This window comes from Roseivirga pacifica (assembly GCF_900111145.1).
In the GTDB taxonomy this organism is placed as follows: domain Bacteria; phylum Bacteroidota; class Bacteroidia; order Cytophagales; family Cyclobacteriaceae; genus Roseivirga; species Roseivirga pacifica.
Genome location: NZ_FOIR01000001.1, coordinates 1,206,809 through 1,224,914, shown reverse-complemented (window position 1 = coordinate 1,224,914; position 18,106 = coordinate 1,206,809). Strand labels below are relative to the sequence as shown.

Sequence of the window (18,106 nt, the reverse complement as noted above, 5' to 3'; positions counted from 1 at the left end):
TGGTTTCTTATTTGTTGTTAGAAATTGCTTTTCTGGCCAATTCAAGTGCTTTTGTTAGGGCCTCTTCTGCCGGAACATCAATGTCTGGAGTCACTCCTACACCTTCCCAGTTTGTTTGGGTAACCGGATTTATCGCTCTACCCTGTGGTACGTTCACTAAAAAACCATCTGTTATCAACATCGGCCCGCCAGGGTGCGCACCTCCGCCCGTAACCTCACCAATAATGGTTGCTCTTTTAAGGTTTTTTAAATCGTAGGTAAATTCTTCGGCAGCAGAAAAAGTATAGTTGCTCGTAAGCACATACACGGGTATATCTGGTTTAATCTGACTGGCAAAAGCCGGATTTGTCCAAGTTTCTGAATAGCGATCATCTGGCCGCCAATAGAAAGTATTGAGGTGGGTAGCTTCTGCAAATAGATAGCTACAGATAAAGCGGATCATGGAAGGAGAGCCTCCACCGTTCTTTCGTAAATCGAAAATAATAGCATCCGACTCAATCAACTTATCCATTGCCGGCACAGCCACATCTTCGGCATTCCGGACATCGGCAAATCCGCGTAAATCCAAATAGCCAATATTGCCTGCCAAAATTTCCACTTCCTCAAAACCGAAGTTAGTTGAAGGCTCACGCCCACCATGCGGGTCTCTGTTCCGAATGGCCTCAACACGTTCAGGGTCGAAGCGTACACGAATATGCTTGTCGTATACAACGGACTTCAAGTCTGCATCCAGCGCTTCTGCCAGTTCTCTTGGTGATTTATAGTCTGCGTAATCCCCCTTATTCAGTTTTTTGAGCACCAGGTCGTGCATGGCTGCACCTTTATCGGGATACACATAGTTCTTGTTCATGATGTCGGCTAGGCGCCTCACCACTTTTTCGGCATCATAGTCCTGTGCTTTGACCAGAAGCACGCAAAGACTAAAGCCCATTATTAAGCTGAGTTTTTTCATTTTGACCAATTTACGTAATCACTTACGTTTTTAATCAAAATGAGTTTTCTTTAGTAACACTCGTTAACACAAAAATTGAAAAGGTTTAGGGGCTAAATAGTGATTACAAGCCAGAGTCATTTTGCTGTGTTAGAGAAACTTTGTTACCGCTTGGTCTCCAGAAAGTAAGTAGAGTAAAATGTTCGTATCGACAAGTAAACTATTCCCACTCATCTCTTAGCTTGTTTTGATAAGCTACAGGGTCTTCTTCAAGCTTAAGAGTTCCGCTATACTTACTAGCGTCAAACCCTTTCTTGTCAGCTTTGGCCATTTCTTGAAGAATATTATCAAGTCGTTCCTTTTTGTCGCCTTTTTTAATGTCTCGAATCATATCAATACCGAATATAACGAAATATTGGCTCAGTAGTTAGGAAACATAAAAGCTCAAACCCAAACCTACTTCACTCTGTCATAAATAGATTTTTGGTCTAGTGCGGTTTCAACTTTGGCCAGGGCGGCCAATAGGTCTGTTGACTCAACCAAAAGTTCATCGTTGGCAGCCTTTATCTTCTTCCACAGCGGCTCCATTCTCTCAACCAAGCTCAACCCTTTATCTGATAGTTTGATAAGGCGCTTGCGCTGGTCTACTTCATCTTTGCGCTCCTCTGCCAAACCTTCCTTTACCAACTTATTGGCCACTTGGTTTACGGCTGGGTGCGTTTGCTGTACCATGGCGGCTAATTCAGTTACAGCCAATTCTTCCCCATTCTTCAGGGCATGAAAAAGCGTGAACCACCTAGGTTCAAAGTCGAATGACGACTCTTTATAAATTTGAGCAACATCTTTAGCTAGTCGCTCGCTTAAATTTTTAAGTCGGGTAGCCAGCGCGAGGCTACCCAACTCTTCAATAATGTTTCGTTCCAAGTATTACTTCTTTTTAGGGGCAATAAACGGCACCGACTCAGTTCTGATAAAGTCCATCAACTTATCTAAACCCAGTTGCACATTGGCAACATCGTTCATCACAGCTGCATACTTTTCTTTCATCTCAGCGGTTCTCATTTTATGCCCATTTGTTACCGGTGGCTCAATGCCATCAACCGTGCCATAAATGTGATATAGCTCGGCTTCCAACTTATTCGGAAAGTTCACCACATCCTGAAATGTTTGCTGTTTTGGCTGAACCATTTGCTCTTCAACAGCATCTATCGTTTCAATTATCTCGTTGGCAAACTCATGTACCTGCGGCCACTCTTCTTCGGAAATCCTCGCTTTCAAATCGTTAACCTGTGTACGGATAGAACGAATATCATTCGCTTTTTCCTGCAAGCCATCAAGCATTTCTCTAATCTCAGCCAGTAACCTTTGCTGTTCAGCATAATCGGCTTGGGTAGCATCCCATCGTGGGTCTGGCTTTACCTCCAAATTCTTGATTACTTCATGTTCACCATAGGAAATTTTTACCGAATAAACTCCTGGTGCCACGCGATGGCCACCAGCGCCCATTCCTACAAAAATCCCATCAACACCTTCTGGGTTTGGCATGGCAAGGTTCCAATTCAAACGGTTCATTCCCGACTTCTTCGAAAACTTCTCTTGGCGCTTTTCGGCATCTGTAGCAAAATGACGAACAACCGCCCCCGAGGCATCCATAAATTCGATACTCATCGGTACAGAGTCCAAATTTTCCTTAATGTAATACATGATTGAGAAGCCTGGGTAAGGGTTTTGCCCAACGGTTGGATTCCCCGTTCTAAAGGCATTATCTCTAATGGTTGCCTCTGGTTCGTAAACATAAAAATCGGCCTCAGCGGCTTGACTCAATTCATACAGTGGATTCAAATCGTCCATTACCCAAAAGGCCCTGCCTTGTGTAGCGATGATCAGATCGTTGCCATGCACCATTAAATCTGTAACCGGAACAATCGGTAAATTCTGCTGAAACTTGCTCCATTTCTGTCCACCATCAAACGAAATGTACAGGGTAGTTTCGGTACCTGCATACAATAAGTTTTGCTGGTTCGGATCTTCTCTAACTACACGTACATGATCTTCTTCTGCAATGCCATTTGTAAGCGTGGCCCAAGTCTGCCCATAGTCAGTCGACTTGAAAATGTACGGTGTAAAATCATTGAACTTATAGCGGGTATAAGCCACGTAAACAGTTCCTTCAGTATGTGGCGACACTTCAATTTGATTTACCATGCCTTCGCCCACGTTTGGCAAAATAAGCTCCGTCCAGTTCTCGCCTCCATCCTTTGTAATGTGCATCATACCGTCATCAGCACCAGCGTAAAGTACATCTGGTGTATGTGGCGATTCTGCTAAGTAATAGATGGTGTGGTAAATTTCCCCACCTGCAGCCTCATTGGTAATTGGCCCACCACCCCAGTTTATGTGGGTAGTATCGTTTCTGGTTAAATCTGGGCTAATTTCTTCCCAAGTAATTCCTCTGTCCGAAGTTTTTAACACCTTATTTCCCGCATGATAGATCACAGAACGGTCGTGCTTTGAAGAAATAATTGGCGCATTCCAGTTGAAGCGATATTTCACGTCTTTCGGGTTGGTACCCAGCCCTAAGAACGGATGCGCCATAACATCTTTGGTTTGTCTTGTTTTGGCATTCCACTCATCTATAATTCCTTGGTAACAACCTGAGTACACATATTGAGGATCATCTGGATCGAAAGCTGAATAAGCACTTTCGCAACCGCCTACGGGAAAGAATTCATCCCAGCCAATGCCTCCGCCTTCGGCACGCGAAGCCACCGAAACCGAGCTATTATCTTGCTGGCCACCATATATGCGATAAGGGTATTGATTATCGGCATTTACACGATAGAATTGTGCGGTAGGCTGGTTTTGCTGTGTCGACCAGTTTTTACCACCGTTGATTGATACATTGGCACCACCATCGTTGGCATTAACCATATATTGTGGCTGCTCAGGGTTCACCCAAATCTGGTGATTGTCGCCATGTGGCGTATTCAAGTTCACAAATGTCTTCCCATTGTCTACCGACTGCACCAAAGGTGCGTTCATCACAAACACACTGTTTTCATCAGTTGGGTGCGCCTGAATGTGCATGTAATACCATGAGCGTGCTCTTAGCAAACGGTCTGGGTTGATGAGCTTCCAGCTATTTCCGCCATCATCGGAACGGTACAAACCACCGTTATCAGCTTCAATAATTGCCCACACCTTGTTCGGGTTGGCACGAGAAACAGACACTCCAATCTTTCCCATTACTCCTTTCGGAAGTCCTTTCGTTAATTCTTCCCAAGTATCGCCACCATCTTTTGAGCGATAGATACCTGAGCCAGGGCCTCCACTTTGTACTTTCCACGGAAACCTGCGGTGATCCCAATAAGCAGCATAAATAATACGCGGATTGGTCATGTCCATGCTCAAGTCACTCACTCCTGAGTTTTCATCTATATAATGCACCTTCTCCCAAGTCTCTCCTCCATCAGTCGAACGGTAAACCCCTCTTTCTTCAGTAGCACCATATGGGCTACCTTGGGCAGCGATAAATACTACATCGGGGTTATTAGGATGAATGGCAATTTTTGAAATTTGGCGTGTTCTTTCCAGTCCTATTTTCTTCCAGGTTTTACCACCATCAGTCGATTTGTAAACACCATCGCCATGCGAGGTCATCACCCCACGTACAGGCGCTTCGCCCATACCCACATAAACCACGTTTGGGTCTGATTCTGAAACGGCAATAGCACCCACAGAAGCAGTTGTAAAGTAGCCATCGGAAACATTCACCCAGCTTTCACCGGCATCGGTAGTTTTGTAAACACCGCCAGTAGCACCCATATAATAGGTCAGTGGGTCTTGTACCACACCAGCCACCGCGGTAGCCCTGCCTCCTCGGAACGGGCCGATGTTTCTAAATTCCATGGCATTGTAAAGTGCGGTATCGTAGGTAAGACCTTGCGGCTCCTGCTGTTTTTTCTTTCTGCGCTGAGCCGACAACTCAGGCGAAATAATGAGGCCACATAAAAGTAAGAGGCCTGCCAATCGGAGAATTCTCATAGTAATTCGGTTTTTAAAGGTTGAAGCCCAGACAAATGCGGTTTGATGGGCCGAGGCTTAAGATACTCACGGCCGCCAGCAAAAACCAACCAAATTTTGATGAGTTGAATTTGTATATTCATGCCAAACTCATGAACCAATGCGCACCAAGTACACTACCCTTTTAATATTAGCCATTGTTTTTTCTTTGGCAGCATGCAGCAAAGCACAAGAAAAGCCTGCCGAAGTAGTTCGCTTTGAAAGAGACGGCTCTTCCATTTTGAAAGGTGTAAAAGTGCCAGCCGGAAAAGACCTTTACTTTGCCAGCGGCATTGTGGCTTACCCTAAAGATGAAAGTTTACCTGATGGTGACCCCAATAGGTTCGGCAATACCTATGAGCAAAGCGTAAGCGCCTTAAAACGCATTGAAGAATATTTGGGCGAAGAAGACCTGAGCCTGAAAGATGTGGTGGCCATGAAAGTATATGTGGCTCCCGACCCTGCCAATGATAACAAACCCGACTTTGCCGCTTGGTTCAAAGCCTATTCAGAGTTTTTCGGCAACGAAACCAACCCCAATAAAGTAGCCCGATCGACCATTGGCGTATATACTTTAGTAAACCCTGATATGTTGATTGAAATTGAAGTGAGGGCGGTATATGAATAAGCTAGTTCTCTCCTTTCTACTCCTTTTAATTTCTTTAATCACCTTTAGTCAGGCAAGAACTGAACGAGAATGGATTTATTTACCCACCGATAACTTCGAGAAGAATGATAGTCTAAATACCTATTTGCCAATAATAATAAAGACCTATCAAGACTCGATCGAACTTATCAACTTCAATGGCTTTAGTTACAAAGAGTCCATTCATAACCACGAGTTAAGCCTCGAAATTGTTGATGAATCTTTGAGACTCAACCTAGAAAGTTCCAAACTCACCTTTCTCCCATTAGATAACTACTCAAGGTTCAAAAGGCCCAATTTGAAAACGAATTCATCAGAGTGGTTAAATAAACCACTATCAACGGGCACTACAAACCTCAACATCATTTTAAAGGATTCGCTTACCAATAATGTGTTTCAGTACCCCAATACCTTGAATAAAGAGCATAGCAGTGGCCTGAAAGACTATGAACTCATTTACTTTTATCACAAAGGAATGAGTCTTTTGCCTGATGGTGCTTGGCATTTTTTTGAATATCAAGACTTTCACTTTCTTATTCTAAAATCAAGAACACCATCTATGAGTCAATGGTATTTTATTACAGACAACACATCCAATTCTTTGAAATTATTCACATCAAAAGACGCTGGTTTTGAACAGTTACGCTTTAAGGTAATTGAAGCTGAGTATCTCGATACCAAAAATATTCTAGGCACTTGGAATATCACCAAACTGCAACCACGTAAAACTCGAAGAAAGGGAACGCTAATGAACATGGGGATGACAGTAGAGTTCCACGATCCAACAAAACAAATAACCAACATTGCCATCGAAAGTGATTCTGTTTTCATTTCCTTCTTATCAAACAATACATATCAGTTATTAACTGGCAACAAGGTGCTTGATGAAGGAAGCTGGAAACATATTGAGTCCACTCGTCTAATTGAAATTAAAAGTTTCGATAAAGAACGACTTTCTTTGTTCTTTGGGGCAAAGTATCTTCACATTGACAAAATCTCAAAAAACAACGTTAAAATAAGGAGTGAATTCGGCCTATTAAATATTAAAGATGAGGTCTTAATCGAACCGGCAAGAATCACGCTCAGAAAAGTAAAAAGATGAAAAAACTACTACTTACAACTTTCCTAATTTCCTGTTTCACCAATTTTCTGTTGTCTCAAACCTACAACGAATACGAGGTATCTTTCGACAACCGTGTTCACCATGAGGCGAATATCAAAGTCACTTTTAGCAACCTTGAGAACAAGGTGCTTGAAGTACGCATGAGCCGCAGTTCTCCTGGCCGATATGCCGTGCATGAGTTTGCTAAAAACGTATACTCAGTAAAAGCAACTGACGGAAAGGGTAAAGAATTGGCAGTTACCAGATCTAACCCTCATCAGTGGGATATAGCCGGCCATGACGGCACTGTAGTTTTTGAATACACTTTGTTCGCTAACCGTGCAGGCGGAACCTATTCGGGTATAGACGAAACGCACGCTCACCTGAATATTCCTGCTACTTACGTTTGGGCAAGAAATTACGACCATCGCCCAGTAAAAGTGAAGTACAACTTACCTACAGGTTCCAACTGGAAAGTGGCCACGCAAATGAAGGACTTGGGTAACGATACCTTCTACGCGCCAAACACCTACTACTTTATGGATAGCCCAACAGAAATCGCTGACTTCCATTTAAGAGAAAGAATGGTAGATGGGCAAAATATTCGTTTGGCGCTCCACACTCCTGCTACTGATGCAGAAGTTAATGCTTATTTCGAAGAAGTGATTGGCATTGTAGAGCAGCAGGCCGCAGTTTTCGGTGAGCTTCCGGATTTCGATTTTGGTGAATACACCTTCCTTTCTTGCTACGTACCAAACGCCAGCGGTGATGGCATGGAGCACAGAAACTCTACTTATGTGGTGTCGGGTAAACCAAACGACCGACCATTGGGCAGCACTTCAATGGGTACTATTTCTCACGAGTTTTTCCATGCTTGGAATGTGGAGAGAATCCGTCCTGCTTCTTTGGAGCCTTTTAGCTTTGAAGATGCTAATATGAGTGGCGAGCTTTGGTTTGCCGAAGGTTTCACCAGCTATTACACCAACTTGATAAGAGCGCGATCTGGAAGCATTACACCCGAGCAATACGTAAACGGACTGGGTGGTGCTGTAAGCTATGTAATCAATGCTCCGGGCAGAAAATACTTCAACCCAATCGAGATGAGTTACCGCGCTCCGTTTGTAGATGCCGCCAGCTCAATCGACCCAGACAACAACTCAAACATCTTCATTTCTTACTACACTTATGGTTCAGTACTCGGTTTGGCACTAGATATGTCGCTCCGCACTATGGACAATGGCAAAAACCTAGACGACTTTATGAAGCATGTTTGGCAAACTCAGGGTAAGCCAGAAATTCCTTACTCTGTGCGCGACCTTCAGGCTAGACTGGCTGAATATGCTGGGGAAAACTTTGCGAATGAATTCTTCAGCCAACACATCTTCAAAAGTGAGATGCCAGATTATGAGGGCTTATTCAAGGAAATGGGTGTAGTGTTTGAAAACCCAAATGCAGGTGCTCCTACATTGAATGCTCGCATAATTGTTAGGAGTACAACAGGCTCCATGGTTCAGAACGCTCTTGTTGGAACTCCACTTTATGAAGCTGGTATTGAAAAGGAAGATAAAATCCTGAGCATCAACGGAACATCACTTGCTACTTACCAAGGTAGAAATGTAGATGAGCTAATTGCCGACAAAAAACCGGGAGATGTAATTGAAGTTGAAATTGACCGATGGGGCGAAAAAATGACTAAAAAAGTAACGCTTGCAGCTAGCCAAAACATGCGCTCTAGCTGGGATGCCAATGCAAATGCTACCGCTAAAAAGAGAAGAGAAGATTGGTTAAAGGCGAAGTAGTATTGGGTACTGAGATATGAGTATTGAGTACATAGTACTAAGATGCTAGATTTCAGATATCAGATTTTAGACACTAGATATTAGAGAAAGGGCTCTGGAGTAATTCAGAGCCTTTTTTTGGTTAGACAATTTCCTAATTTAAGCTAAACCCTTGAGGTTTCGGTCTTTTGTAGCTTGGGTTTAAGTACAGCGGTTGCAGTCAGAATGTAGCCCTCTTCCAACTAAATCGAAGTACGTTTGAGCAGCACTATTTATGTCAGCTTGAGCAGCTTCATCATTAATAGCAACATTCACCTCCTTTAGAATACAATAAAAAAAGGTGTAACATCGGTTGTTTTCAATATGACACTCATAGCCTTCTTTAAAAAAGTCTATCCTTCTGATCTCATTTACTGTTTCTCCAATACTGGATGCTTGCGTATGCTTTTTATTTAAATTCATACACAAAATTACTCAGAAGGTGATGAAAGGATGGGCTGGTAATTACGGTTTGAAGAAAAAATATTAACAAGTTTAAAGCTGGGTAGATCTCTCGACTTCGCTCGAGATGGAAAAGGATTTGCATCTATGCTTACGGTAAATAAAAAAAGGCTCCCAAGAGCCTAAGTAGTCGTCTGACCACTTCGAGTGGTCTGACGACAAATTTATACTAGTAACTAATTCCCCTCCTTTTTCAAGGAGGGGCCGGGCCTGCATGCCGCAGGCATGGGTGGTTACAATTCCTCCACTTTCTCAATATTCACAAACTCAATCTCCTTATCTGAGTTCAGCTCAACACTCACCACAGAATCTTTAGTAATCTTATCCGCTAGAATCTGTTTACTCAGCTCATTCAGCACTTTTCGCTGAATTACTCGCTTCAATGGTCTAGCTCCAAACTGCGGATCCCAACCCAATTCTCCCAAGTAATCAAGCACCTCATCGGTAGCCTCAATTTCAACTCCATTTTCATGCAGCTGCTTTTGTATCAGTCCGAACTGGATTCTAACAATCTGACGAATGTTGTCTTTATTCAACGGCATGAACATGATGGTCTCATCGATCCTGTTCAGGAACTCCGGCCTCACTGATTTCTTCAGCAAATCGAACACCTGAAGCTTCGTTTCATCGATAATCTCCAACACATTGTCTTCATCAATCTTTTCAAAATTGTCCTGAATCAAGCCAGAACCAATATTGGTAGTCATGATGATGATGGTGTTCTTAAAGTTCGCCACGCGACCTTTATTGTCCGTCAATCGACCATCATCCAGCACCTGCAAGAGAATGTTGAAAGCATCAGGATGCGCCTTTTCAATCTCATCTAAAAGAATGACTGAATAGGGTTTTCTTCGAACTGCTTCCGTCAACTGACCACCTTCATCATACCCCACATAACCCGGAGGTGCTCCAATCAAGCGAGATACCGCATGACGCTCCTGATACTCTGACATATCGATTCGCACCATATTGTTCTCATCGTTGAAGAGGTACTCGGCCAATGCTTTCGCCAATTCAGTTTTACCCACTCCAGTTGTTCCTAGGAAGATAAATGAACCAATCGGACGTTTAGGGTCCTGCAAGCCTGCTCTGCTCCTACGAACTGCATCAGATAAGGCAGCAATGGCCTCTTTCTGCCCCGCTACTCGTTTGCCTAGTTCTTCTTCCAGATGAAGTAATTTATCGCGTTCAGACTGAAGCATTTTGGAAACCGGAATACCAGTCCACTTAGCAACTACTTCAGCAATATCCTCCGAGTCAACTTCTTCTTTCAGCAAGGACTTCTCTCCTTGCATCTCCTTCATCTGCTCCTTGTACTTCTCAAGTTTCTGTTCAGCTTCGGTGATTTTTCCATAACGAATTTCAGCTACTCTCCCGAAATCTCCTTCGCGCTCGGCCTTCTCCGCCTCAGATTTATACCTATCGATATTCTCCTTTTCGGCACGAATACCAACAATCACTTCCTTCTCATTCTCCCACTTGGCTTTCAAGCTATCTCTTCGTTCCGAAAGCTCCGCGATTTCTTTCGAAAGCACCGACTCCTTATCCTTATTTTTCTCTCTACGAATAGCCTCACGCTCAATTTCCAACTGCATGATTTTACGGTTCAGCTCATCCAATTCTTCTGGCAATGAGTCAATCTCAATCCTCAGCTTAGAAGCTGCTTCATCCATTAAGTCAATGGCTTTATCAGGTAAAAATCTATCAGAAATGTACCGAGTTGAAAGCTCCACGGCCGCGATAACTGCATCGTCCTGAATTCTCACTCCATGGTGAACCTCATACTTCTCTTTAATACCACGAAGGATTGAAATGGCATCTTCTTGATTCGGCTCATCCACAATCACCGACTGGAATCTACGCTCAAGCGCCTTATCCTTTTCAATATATTTCTGATACTCCTTTAAAGTAGTCGCACCGATGGCATGCAGTTCACCCCTAGCCAAAGCAGGTTTCAGCAAGTTCGCAGCATCCATAGCGCCTTCTCCTCCACCGCCTGCACCAATGAGCGTGTGAATCTCATCGATAAAGAGAATGATCTCTCCATCAGAATCCTGCACTTCTTTAATAACGGCTTTCAACCTTTCTTCGAACTCACCCTTGTACTTGGCTCCAGCCACTAGCAGGCCCATATCAAGCGAGATCAAAGTCTTGCTTTTCAGGTTTTCAGGCACGTCACCATCAACAATACGTTGGGCCATACCTTCCACTATGGCTGTTTTACCCACACCTGGTTCACCCAAAAGAATTGGGTTGTTCTTGGTTCTTCTTGAAAGAATTTGAAGTACCCTTCGAATCTCTTCATCGCGACCAATTACTGGATCAATTTTTCCAGACTTAGCCAGCTCATTCAGGTTTTTCGAATACCTATTGAGCGATTGGTATTTAGCCTCAGCATTTGGGTCAGTAACTGAGTTACCACCACGTAATTCTTTTATGGCCGCAATCAGTCCTTTTTTATTAAAGCCTGATTCTTTCATTAAAGCAGCTGCCTTCTCTTTACCTTCCAAAGCTCCGAGTACCAAATGCTCTACCGCAGCGTATTCGTCTTTAAATTCCTTTAAAAAATCTAGCGCCTTGGTTAGTACCTGATGCCCGTCATTCGACAGGTATGGCTGTTGCCCACTCACCTTCGGATACCCGTTGATGATCTCATCCAGCTTGGTTTCAAACTGTGCCTTATTCACACCCAATTTCTTGACTAGAAATGAAAATACATTCTCATCAGTCAAGAGGATGGCCTTCATGATATGGCCCGGTTCAATGGCTTGCTGTTGATTGCCAGTAGCCAACTCGGCCGCCTTTTGAATGGCCTCCTGCGCTTTGATCGTATATTTTTTAAAATCCATGATTTGTGTTTTCTCCTTTTGTGTTTACTCAACACTCGGCCATAGCTCAAACCACAGTCCAATCCAATAAATCGGAAAATATGGCTGAAAAAAGGATCGTAATGCAGGTTTCTACAGACATTATGTCTTATTTTGACACACATACAAGAGACAAAAATGAGTCGAATAAAAATACAACTTCCGAAAAAGGAGCTATTCCAAACCAAGCTAACAGTAGCCATTTCAGACATTAACTATGGCGGGCATCTCGGCAACGATAAAGTATTGAGCATGGTGCACGAAGCTCGCTTTCGCTGGCTCAGGTCGTTGGGTTATAAAGACGAAATTTCCATTGATGGCGTAGGCACCATTCAAGTAGATACGGGTATTCAATACAAAGGCGAAGCTTTTCACGGAGACGAAATTTTGATCACCATATACCTAGGAGATACCACTGCCCGAAGCATGGATTTGTACTATCATTTAACCTGCAAAACAAAGGAGATAGCACGCGTAAAAACCGGCATAGCCTTTTTCGATTATACAGAAAGAAAGGTGACCATGATGCCGGATGCCTTTAGAGAGAAGGTCATGTAACTCTTACTCTGAAAGAGCCACAACAGCTAATCCACTGAAAAATAGATACTAGCACAATTTTTGTTTGGCATTATTAACAATAAGTGAATTATTGCTACTAGTAAACTAAAGCACTGTGAAACACACTCTCTTGCTTTTCTTCCTAATTTTATCCCATTTGTCCTTCTCTCAAGGTTTTGAAGTTATTGGAAGAGTGGTAGACGAAACCGGAAATCCGGTAGCACTTGCCAATGTCTACCTATCGGGAACCACGCATGGTAGCGCAACAAACAAGCATGGCGAATTCAAAATATCGAACATAAAACCTAGCCAATACCAACTCATTGTAAGCCATGTAAACTATAAGCTAAAGTTGGTCAACATCGAAATTTCATTATCAGGTTTAGACCTTGGTAGAATTAGCTTAGAAGAAACTACGTATGCCTTAAGTGAGGTTGAGATAACCAAAAAAGTGAACAAGAAGAGGTGGAACAAGCACTTTAAAATGTTCAAAGAATTTGTTTTTGGAGAGCATTTTAAAAACCGTCACATAAAAATCCCTAACTCTTACAATGCCGATTTCGAAGTAGATGGAAAGACCATTAAGGAATACTATCCTTTTCAACTAAATATTATCAATACTTACACAGGTTTTGAAATGCTTTATGCAGTAGAGTCTTTTCAAATAGGGGAAGCTCGCAAGCATGCATTGGCTTATGTTGGTTTTACCCCGCTACAACCCAATGATTCAGAGCAAAAAGCCACTTGGGAGAACAACCGCTTTGCAGTATATAGGGGCTCCCTGAGGCATTTTTTTAAATCATTGATCAATAACGAACTGCCTGAAAACGGTTTTAGAGCACGCGTAAGCTTCACCGGTGAGAAGGGAAAAGTTTTTCAGAGGGCTTCGAGCGCACCTCTTTTTGACGAAAAACTAAAAATAGAGCCTATTGGAGATAAAGTACGAATAAGCTTTGAGCAAGACTTGGGCATCGACTACTTCAACGAGTTGGGAGGAAATGGAAATGCCCAAACAAGCTTTGTTCGCACTTACAACGGGTATATCGATGTATATGAAAATGGAATTCCGGTAAACCCAGGCTCTTTTGACATATATGGTCACCTGGCAACTGAAGGACTTTATGAGATGCTTCCTACAGACTATTCATTTAGTGATGAACTTGAAAAAGAGATCAATAAAGCAGATAACATTACAGAAATCGCGAACAGGCTTTTCAACCACATTACCGAGAAACCAACAGAGAAAGTCTATTTACACCTAGCAAAACCTTACCTGGCTTACAACGAGCTTATGCGCTACCAAGCCTATGTAGTAGCCGGCCCCGAACACATTCCAACCACGCTAAGCCAAAACCTAACGGTGGAACTCTTCGACCAGTATCTTAATAAGATAGATCAGCAAGAACTGTTCGTAGAGAACGGAATGGCCGAAGGCGACTTCCTAATTGCAGACACGCTGCAATCCCAAACCTTTTACCTAAGAGCCTACACCGACTGGATGCTCAATTTTGATGAGGACTTTATTGAATTAAGAAAGTTTGAAATTGCCAACAAGCAAACAGATAATCCGGAAGAAATACCTACACCCAATCTTAGATTTTTCCCTGAGGGAGGCTACCTAATTGCCGGGCTCACCTCTAATATTGCATTTGAGTACAACTTAGGCAAAGAATACTTTAGTGGTGAAATTCGCGATGAAAACGATAAAGTAATAGCAAAGTTTGAAGGGAAAGACTTTAGGGGGAGCTTTCATTTTAAACCTGAAAAAGGGAAAAATTATTACGCCACAGTTAATGGTAGCAACAACAAGTTTGACCTACCAAAAGCCAAAAACACAGGAGTTGTACTAACTGCTAACAACAATGCTGAATACGAACAGCTTTACATGGCACTTGCTACCAATGAACCCATTGCAGATAAAGCGGGGCACTTACTTATTCATACCCGTGGCTTAGTACAGTATTACGAAAAGATAAACTGGAACGACAACGCAATAAGCGTTAACGTTCCTACCAAGTTAATAGCTGATGGACTCAGCCACATCACCTATTTTGATGACGAGATGACTCCTCTTGCCGAAAGGCTCTTTTTCAAAAAAAGTAAAGAAGAGAAGTTAAAGGTTTCAATAGACCTCAACAAGCGTGCTTATTCACTTAGGGAAGTAACTCAAGTCTCCATTGACATATCCGACCAAGACTGGGTGGGGCAAATGGCTTCCGCTTCCGTAAGCATAATAGATATCAACCAAATCGATCCAGAAGCATTTGGGCAAAACATCCTGTCCAATTTGCTGCTGTCCTCTGACATTGCAGACGGAATAGTTAATGCGACTAAGTATTTAAACGGAAGCATTGAAGAACTGAAAGCGCTAGATTTAATATTGCTCACCAAAGGTTGGAGAAGGTTTAAATGGGAAGAAATAAAGGAGAATAAGCTCGAAATAGAATACGCGCCCAAGGTGGGTTTTGAGGTTAGCGGACAGATTTTCGCAAACGGACGTAGAAAACCACTAGCCGACCAAAGTATCATGCACCTGTCCCTATTCAATAATCAAAATAGTTTTAAGGAATCGATAAGTGGAGAAGACGGTAGCTTTCACTTCAATGAGCTTAAGTATTACAAAAACAGCTCCTATCTCCAAATGAACGACATCAAGGTCCGTAACACACTACATTTTTCCTCAATGAAGTATAACCTGGCAGATAAGCCAAAGTTAAAAAACATACGCTATAACCCTAACGATTTGGGAGCCAAGCAAGCCAATAGGATGGTAGATGTGCTTGAAATGCAAGCAATACTCGATAGTACATATTACCGAGACTTAGGGTCTTTTGTGGTAGAAGGAAAAAAGGAAAGCGGTTTTCTAGAGAATCAAGCGAGAGGCCAGCTATATAAAAGCGGAAGATATAGCTATAGCATAACAGACCTTATGAAAAGAGGGCACTACTTCAGAAGTCCACTGCATGCGCTCCTTGGGCGGTTACCAGGCTTCGAGATGATTAATAATATTCAAGACCCAATGTCTCCTCGCGTAAGTTTAAGTAGAGCTAATGCTGGCATACAATTTAATAGTAACCCAACCCCGCTATTCTTTATCGATGATGGCAAAGTTCCGCTGTTTCAAGTCATGATGACCCCTCTTGTTAGAATTGATAGAATTGAAGTTATGAAAGGCACTCAGGCGTTCCACAATTATGGACCAGAAGCTGCTGGTGGAGTAATTGCCATATACACCAAAACGCCAGAAGAAATGCAAGAATATAACAGGTTCATGACCGAGAAGTTCGGGGTAAACAAACACTTCGAACAATACATACTACCTGGTGGATATTATCAGGTTAGAGAATTCTATTCACCAGATTACAGCACCGAACGACTAGAACATGCCAAAACGGACTACCGTAATTTAATTCATTGGGAGCCGAAAATAAGAACCACCGAGAGCGGCCAATATCAGTTTAGCTATTACAATGCGGATATTCCTACTGAAGTTATGATCATATTGGAAGGCGTTACAGACCATGGTGAGCCTTTTTTCTCCACCAAAACCTATCAGGTTAATAATAGGGACAACTAAATATTAGTGTTGAAAAGCTGATGGTACGCTAAGCCGATTACCAATTTATTGAAATTGAGATAATAGCATTAGTTTTGCACCGTGATAGCAACAGAAGTTAAAAAGCGGGACATTCGTCAGCTTACGCAAGACGAAATCAAAGACTTTTTTGTATCGATTGGAGAAAAACCTTTTCGTGCGAAACAGGTGTACGAATGGCTATGGAAAAAGTCTGTGAAAGACTTTGACCAAATGACCAACATTTCTTTGCCCACCCGCGAAAAACTGAAAGAGCACTTTGCTATTAACCACATTAAGGTGGACGACATGCAGCGTAGTTCAGACGGCACCATAAAAAATGCTGTAAAGCTACACGATGGCCTAGTGGTAGAATCTGTGCTAATTCCTACAGATACACGAATTACCGCCTGTATCTCTTCACAAGTGGGCTGCAGCTTAGACTGTAACTTTTGCGCCACTGCCCGCCTCAAGCGCATGCGCAACCTCAACCCTGACGAGATTTACGATCAGGTAGTAGCCATTAAAGAAGAAGGTGAACACTACTTTAACAGACCGCTTACCAACATTGTGTATATGGGCATGGGCGAACCTTTGCTCAATTACAAAAATGTGCTCAAGTCCATCGAGATGATTACCTCACCCGAAGGCCTGGGGATGTCTCCAAAGCGGATCACGCTTTCCACTGTAGGAGTTCCAAAAATGATCAAACAGCTGGCTGATGATGAGGTGAAGTTCAATTTGGCGGTTTCACTGCACTCTGCCATTGACGAAAGTCGTTCGCGCATGATGCCGATAAACGAACGCAGCAACCTAGCAGAATTAGCCGATTCACTGCAATATTGGTATCAGAAGACCAAGCGCAAAATCACCTTCGAATATGTGGTTTGGCGCAACATTAACGATGATGAAAAGCACGCCAAGGCATTAGCAAAATACTGCGGTAAGGTAGCCTCCAAAGTAAACATAATCGAGTACAACCCGATTGACGATGGTGAGTTTCAGCAAGCCGACCCAGCTAAGCTAGATATGTACAAAAGAGTTTTGGAAGAAAAAGGCATTATCGTAAACGTGCGCAGAAGCCGAGGCAAAGATATTGATGCTGCCTGCGGACAATTGGCTAATAAAAGCTAGATAGCTGGAATTCGGATTAACTAATCCTTACTCGCATTAAAAAGCTTTTGCTTTTCTTCTTTGGTAAGGGCATCGTAACCTCTTTCGGAGATTTTATCTAAGATCGCGTCTATTTCTTCTTGTGGCGTTACCGAGCTAGTACTTGGTGCACTTTTGGCTTTTCTAGATGACGATGTAGCCTTCTTTTGTGTGGATGACTTTCGCTCACTACGGTAAGACACCTTGATTTTGGGCTGTGGTTTAAATAGACTCTTTACCCAAGTAACAAACTGTACCACCGGCTTGCTCCAATCATTGCCACGCTGCAATTGCGACATGGCCAAATAACCAACCAAAGCACCTCCTAAATGGGCGATATTGCCGCCAGAATTATCCCCCGTAACACCACTAAGAGAAAGTATAACTATAACTGCAGCAACATATTTAATCTTAACAGGTCCAATCAATATGAAGCTCATAGAAAAATTAGGTTGAAATACTGCTGCACCAACTACCACAGCATAAACACCAGCAGAAGCCCCAATCATTCTAGGGTTTGCTCCACCTAATACCTCTACTGATGGGAAAATATTATATAAAACAATGTATAAAAGAGCACCAGCAATTACTCCCCAAACATATAAGCCTAGCAACTTATTCTGGCCTAAGAAGTCCGTTATTATCCTGCCAAACCAGTATAAGATCAGGAGATTAATTAAAATATGGAAGAAGTTGAAATGTGTAAAACCGTAGGTAATGAATGACCAAGGCTTGTAAATTAACTCATCAAGCCTTGGATCGAATGCAAAAAGACTCTCTATATTAAAGAGCAACAAGTCCTGTTGCCCAACCCTTAATACCAGTCCCAATAAAAGGAAAACGATAAACACCACCACATTAATGATGATGAGCTGATTTAGGATATTGCCCGTGCGAAAGGCAATTTTAAAATCGTCCAGAATGCTATTATTCAT

General features: G+C 42.6%; 12 protein-coding genes. 6 read left to right on the top strand and 6 right to left on the bottom strand.

Annotation, left to right across the window (positions count from 1 at the left end; all coding sequences use genetic code 11):
* Positions 1-7: 7 nt before the first annotated feature.
* From BMW98_RS05390 to BMW98_RS05380, 4 genes are all read right to left on the bottom strand, one after another.
* A complete protein-coding gene (locus BMW98_RS05390; protein WP_090257491.1) occupies positions 8-952 on the bottom strand; it encodes a S41 family peptidase in 945 nt (314 codons plus the stop codon).
* Between the two features lie 199 nt (positions 953-1,151).
* Positions 1,152-1,322, bottom strand: coding sequence for a hypothetical protein (locus BMW98_RS20410; RefSeq protein ID WP_162844688.1), 171 nt, complete (start codon positions 1,320-1,322; stop codon positions 1,152-1,154).
* Between the two features lie 65 nt (positions 1,323-1,387).
* Entirely contained in the window at positions 1,388-1,855 is a 468-nt protein-coding gene (locus tag BMW98_RS05385; protein ID WP_090257490.1) for a MarR family winged helix-turn-helix transcriptional regulator, read from the bottom strand.
* 3 nt (positions 1,856-1,858) lie between these two features.
* Complete coding sequence (locus tag BMW98_RS05380) at positions 1,859-4,975, bottom strand: VPS10 domain-containing protein (RefSeq protein WP_090257489.1); 3,117 nt, start codon at positions 4,973-4,975, stop codon at positions 1,859-1,861.
* 139 nt (positions 4,976-5,114) lie between these two features.
* On the opposite strand from BMW98_RS05380, the gene BMW98_RS05375 reads away from it, so the two are divergent.
* Genes BMW98_RS05375 through BMW98_RS05365 form a run of 3 tightly spaced genes read left to right on the top strand, consistent with a single transcriptional unit; the run spans position 5,115 to position 8,540 of the window.
* On the top strand, positions 5,115-5,621 hold the full coding sequence (locus BMW98_RS05375) for a RidA family protein (protein WP_090257488.1): 507 nt from the start codon (positions 5,115-5,117) through the stop codon (positions 5,619-5,621).
* Entirely contained in the window at positions 5,614-6,741 is a 1,128-nt protein-coding gene (locus BMW98_RS05370; RefSeq protein WP_090257487.1) for a hypothetical protein, read from the top strand. The genes BMW98_RS05375 and BMW98_RS05370 overlap by 8 nt, the downstream gene beginning before the upstream one ends.
* Positions 6,738-8,540: a M61 family metallopeptidase gene (locus BMW98_RS05365; protein WP_090257486.1), complete on the top strand. Its 1,803-nt coding sequence runs from the start codon at positions 6,738-6,740 to the stop codon at positions 8,538-8,540. Before BMW98_RS05370 ends, BMW98_RS05365 begins: the two co-directional genes overlap by 4 nt.
* Before the next feature lie 713 nt (positions 8,541-9,253).
* Here the strand turns inward: BMW98_RS05365 and clpB are convergent.
* Positions 9,254-11,869: an ATP-dependent chaperone ClpB gene (gene clpB, locus BMW98_RS05355; RefSeq protein WP_090257484.1), complete on the bottom strand. Its 2,616-nt coding sequence runs from the start codon at positions 11,867-11,869 to the stop codon at positions 9,254-9,256.
* Positions 11,870-12,025: 156 nt separating this feature from the next.
* Here clpB and BMW98_RS05350 point away from each other — a divergent pair, with 156 nt between their 5' ends.
* From BMW98_RS05350 to rlmN, 3 genes are all read left to right on the top strand, one after another.
* On the top strand, positions 12,026-12,445 hold the full coding sequence (locus tag BMW98_RS05350) for an acyl-CoA thioesterase (protein ID WP_090257483.1): 420 nt from the start codon (positions 12,026-12,028) through the stop codon (positions 12,443-12,445).
* Positions 12,446-12,560: 115 nt separating this feature from the next.
* Positions 12,561-16,022 carry a TonB-dependent receptor gene (locus BMW98_RS05345; RefSeq protein ID WP_090257482.1) on the top strand — a complete coding sequence of 1,154 codons (3,462 nt, stop codon included), beginning with the start codon at positions 12,561-12,563 and terminating at the stop codon, positions 16,020-16,022.
* A gap of 81 nt (positions 16,023-16,103) precedes the next feature.
* On the top strand, positions 16,104-17,153 hold the full coding sequence (gene rlmN, locus BMW98_RS05340; protein WP_420820074.1) for a dual-specificity RNA methyltransferase RlmN: 1,050 nt from the start codon (positions 16,104-16,106) through the stop codon (positions 17,151-17,153).
* A 20-nt stretch (positions 17,154-17,173) separates the two neighbouring features.
* Here rlmN and BMW98_RS05335 read toward each other — a convergent pair whose 3' ends face one another.
* Positions 17,174-18,106 carry a rhomboid family intramembrane serine protease gene (locus BMW98_RS05335; protein ID WP_090257481.1) on the bottom strand — a complete coding sequence of 311 codons (933 nt, stop codon included), beginning with the start codon at positions 18,104-18,106 and terminating at the stop codon, positions 17,174-17,176.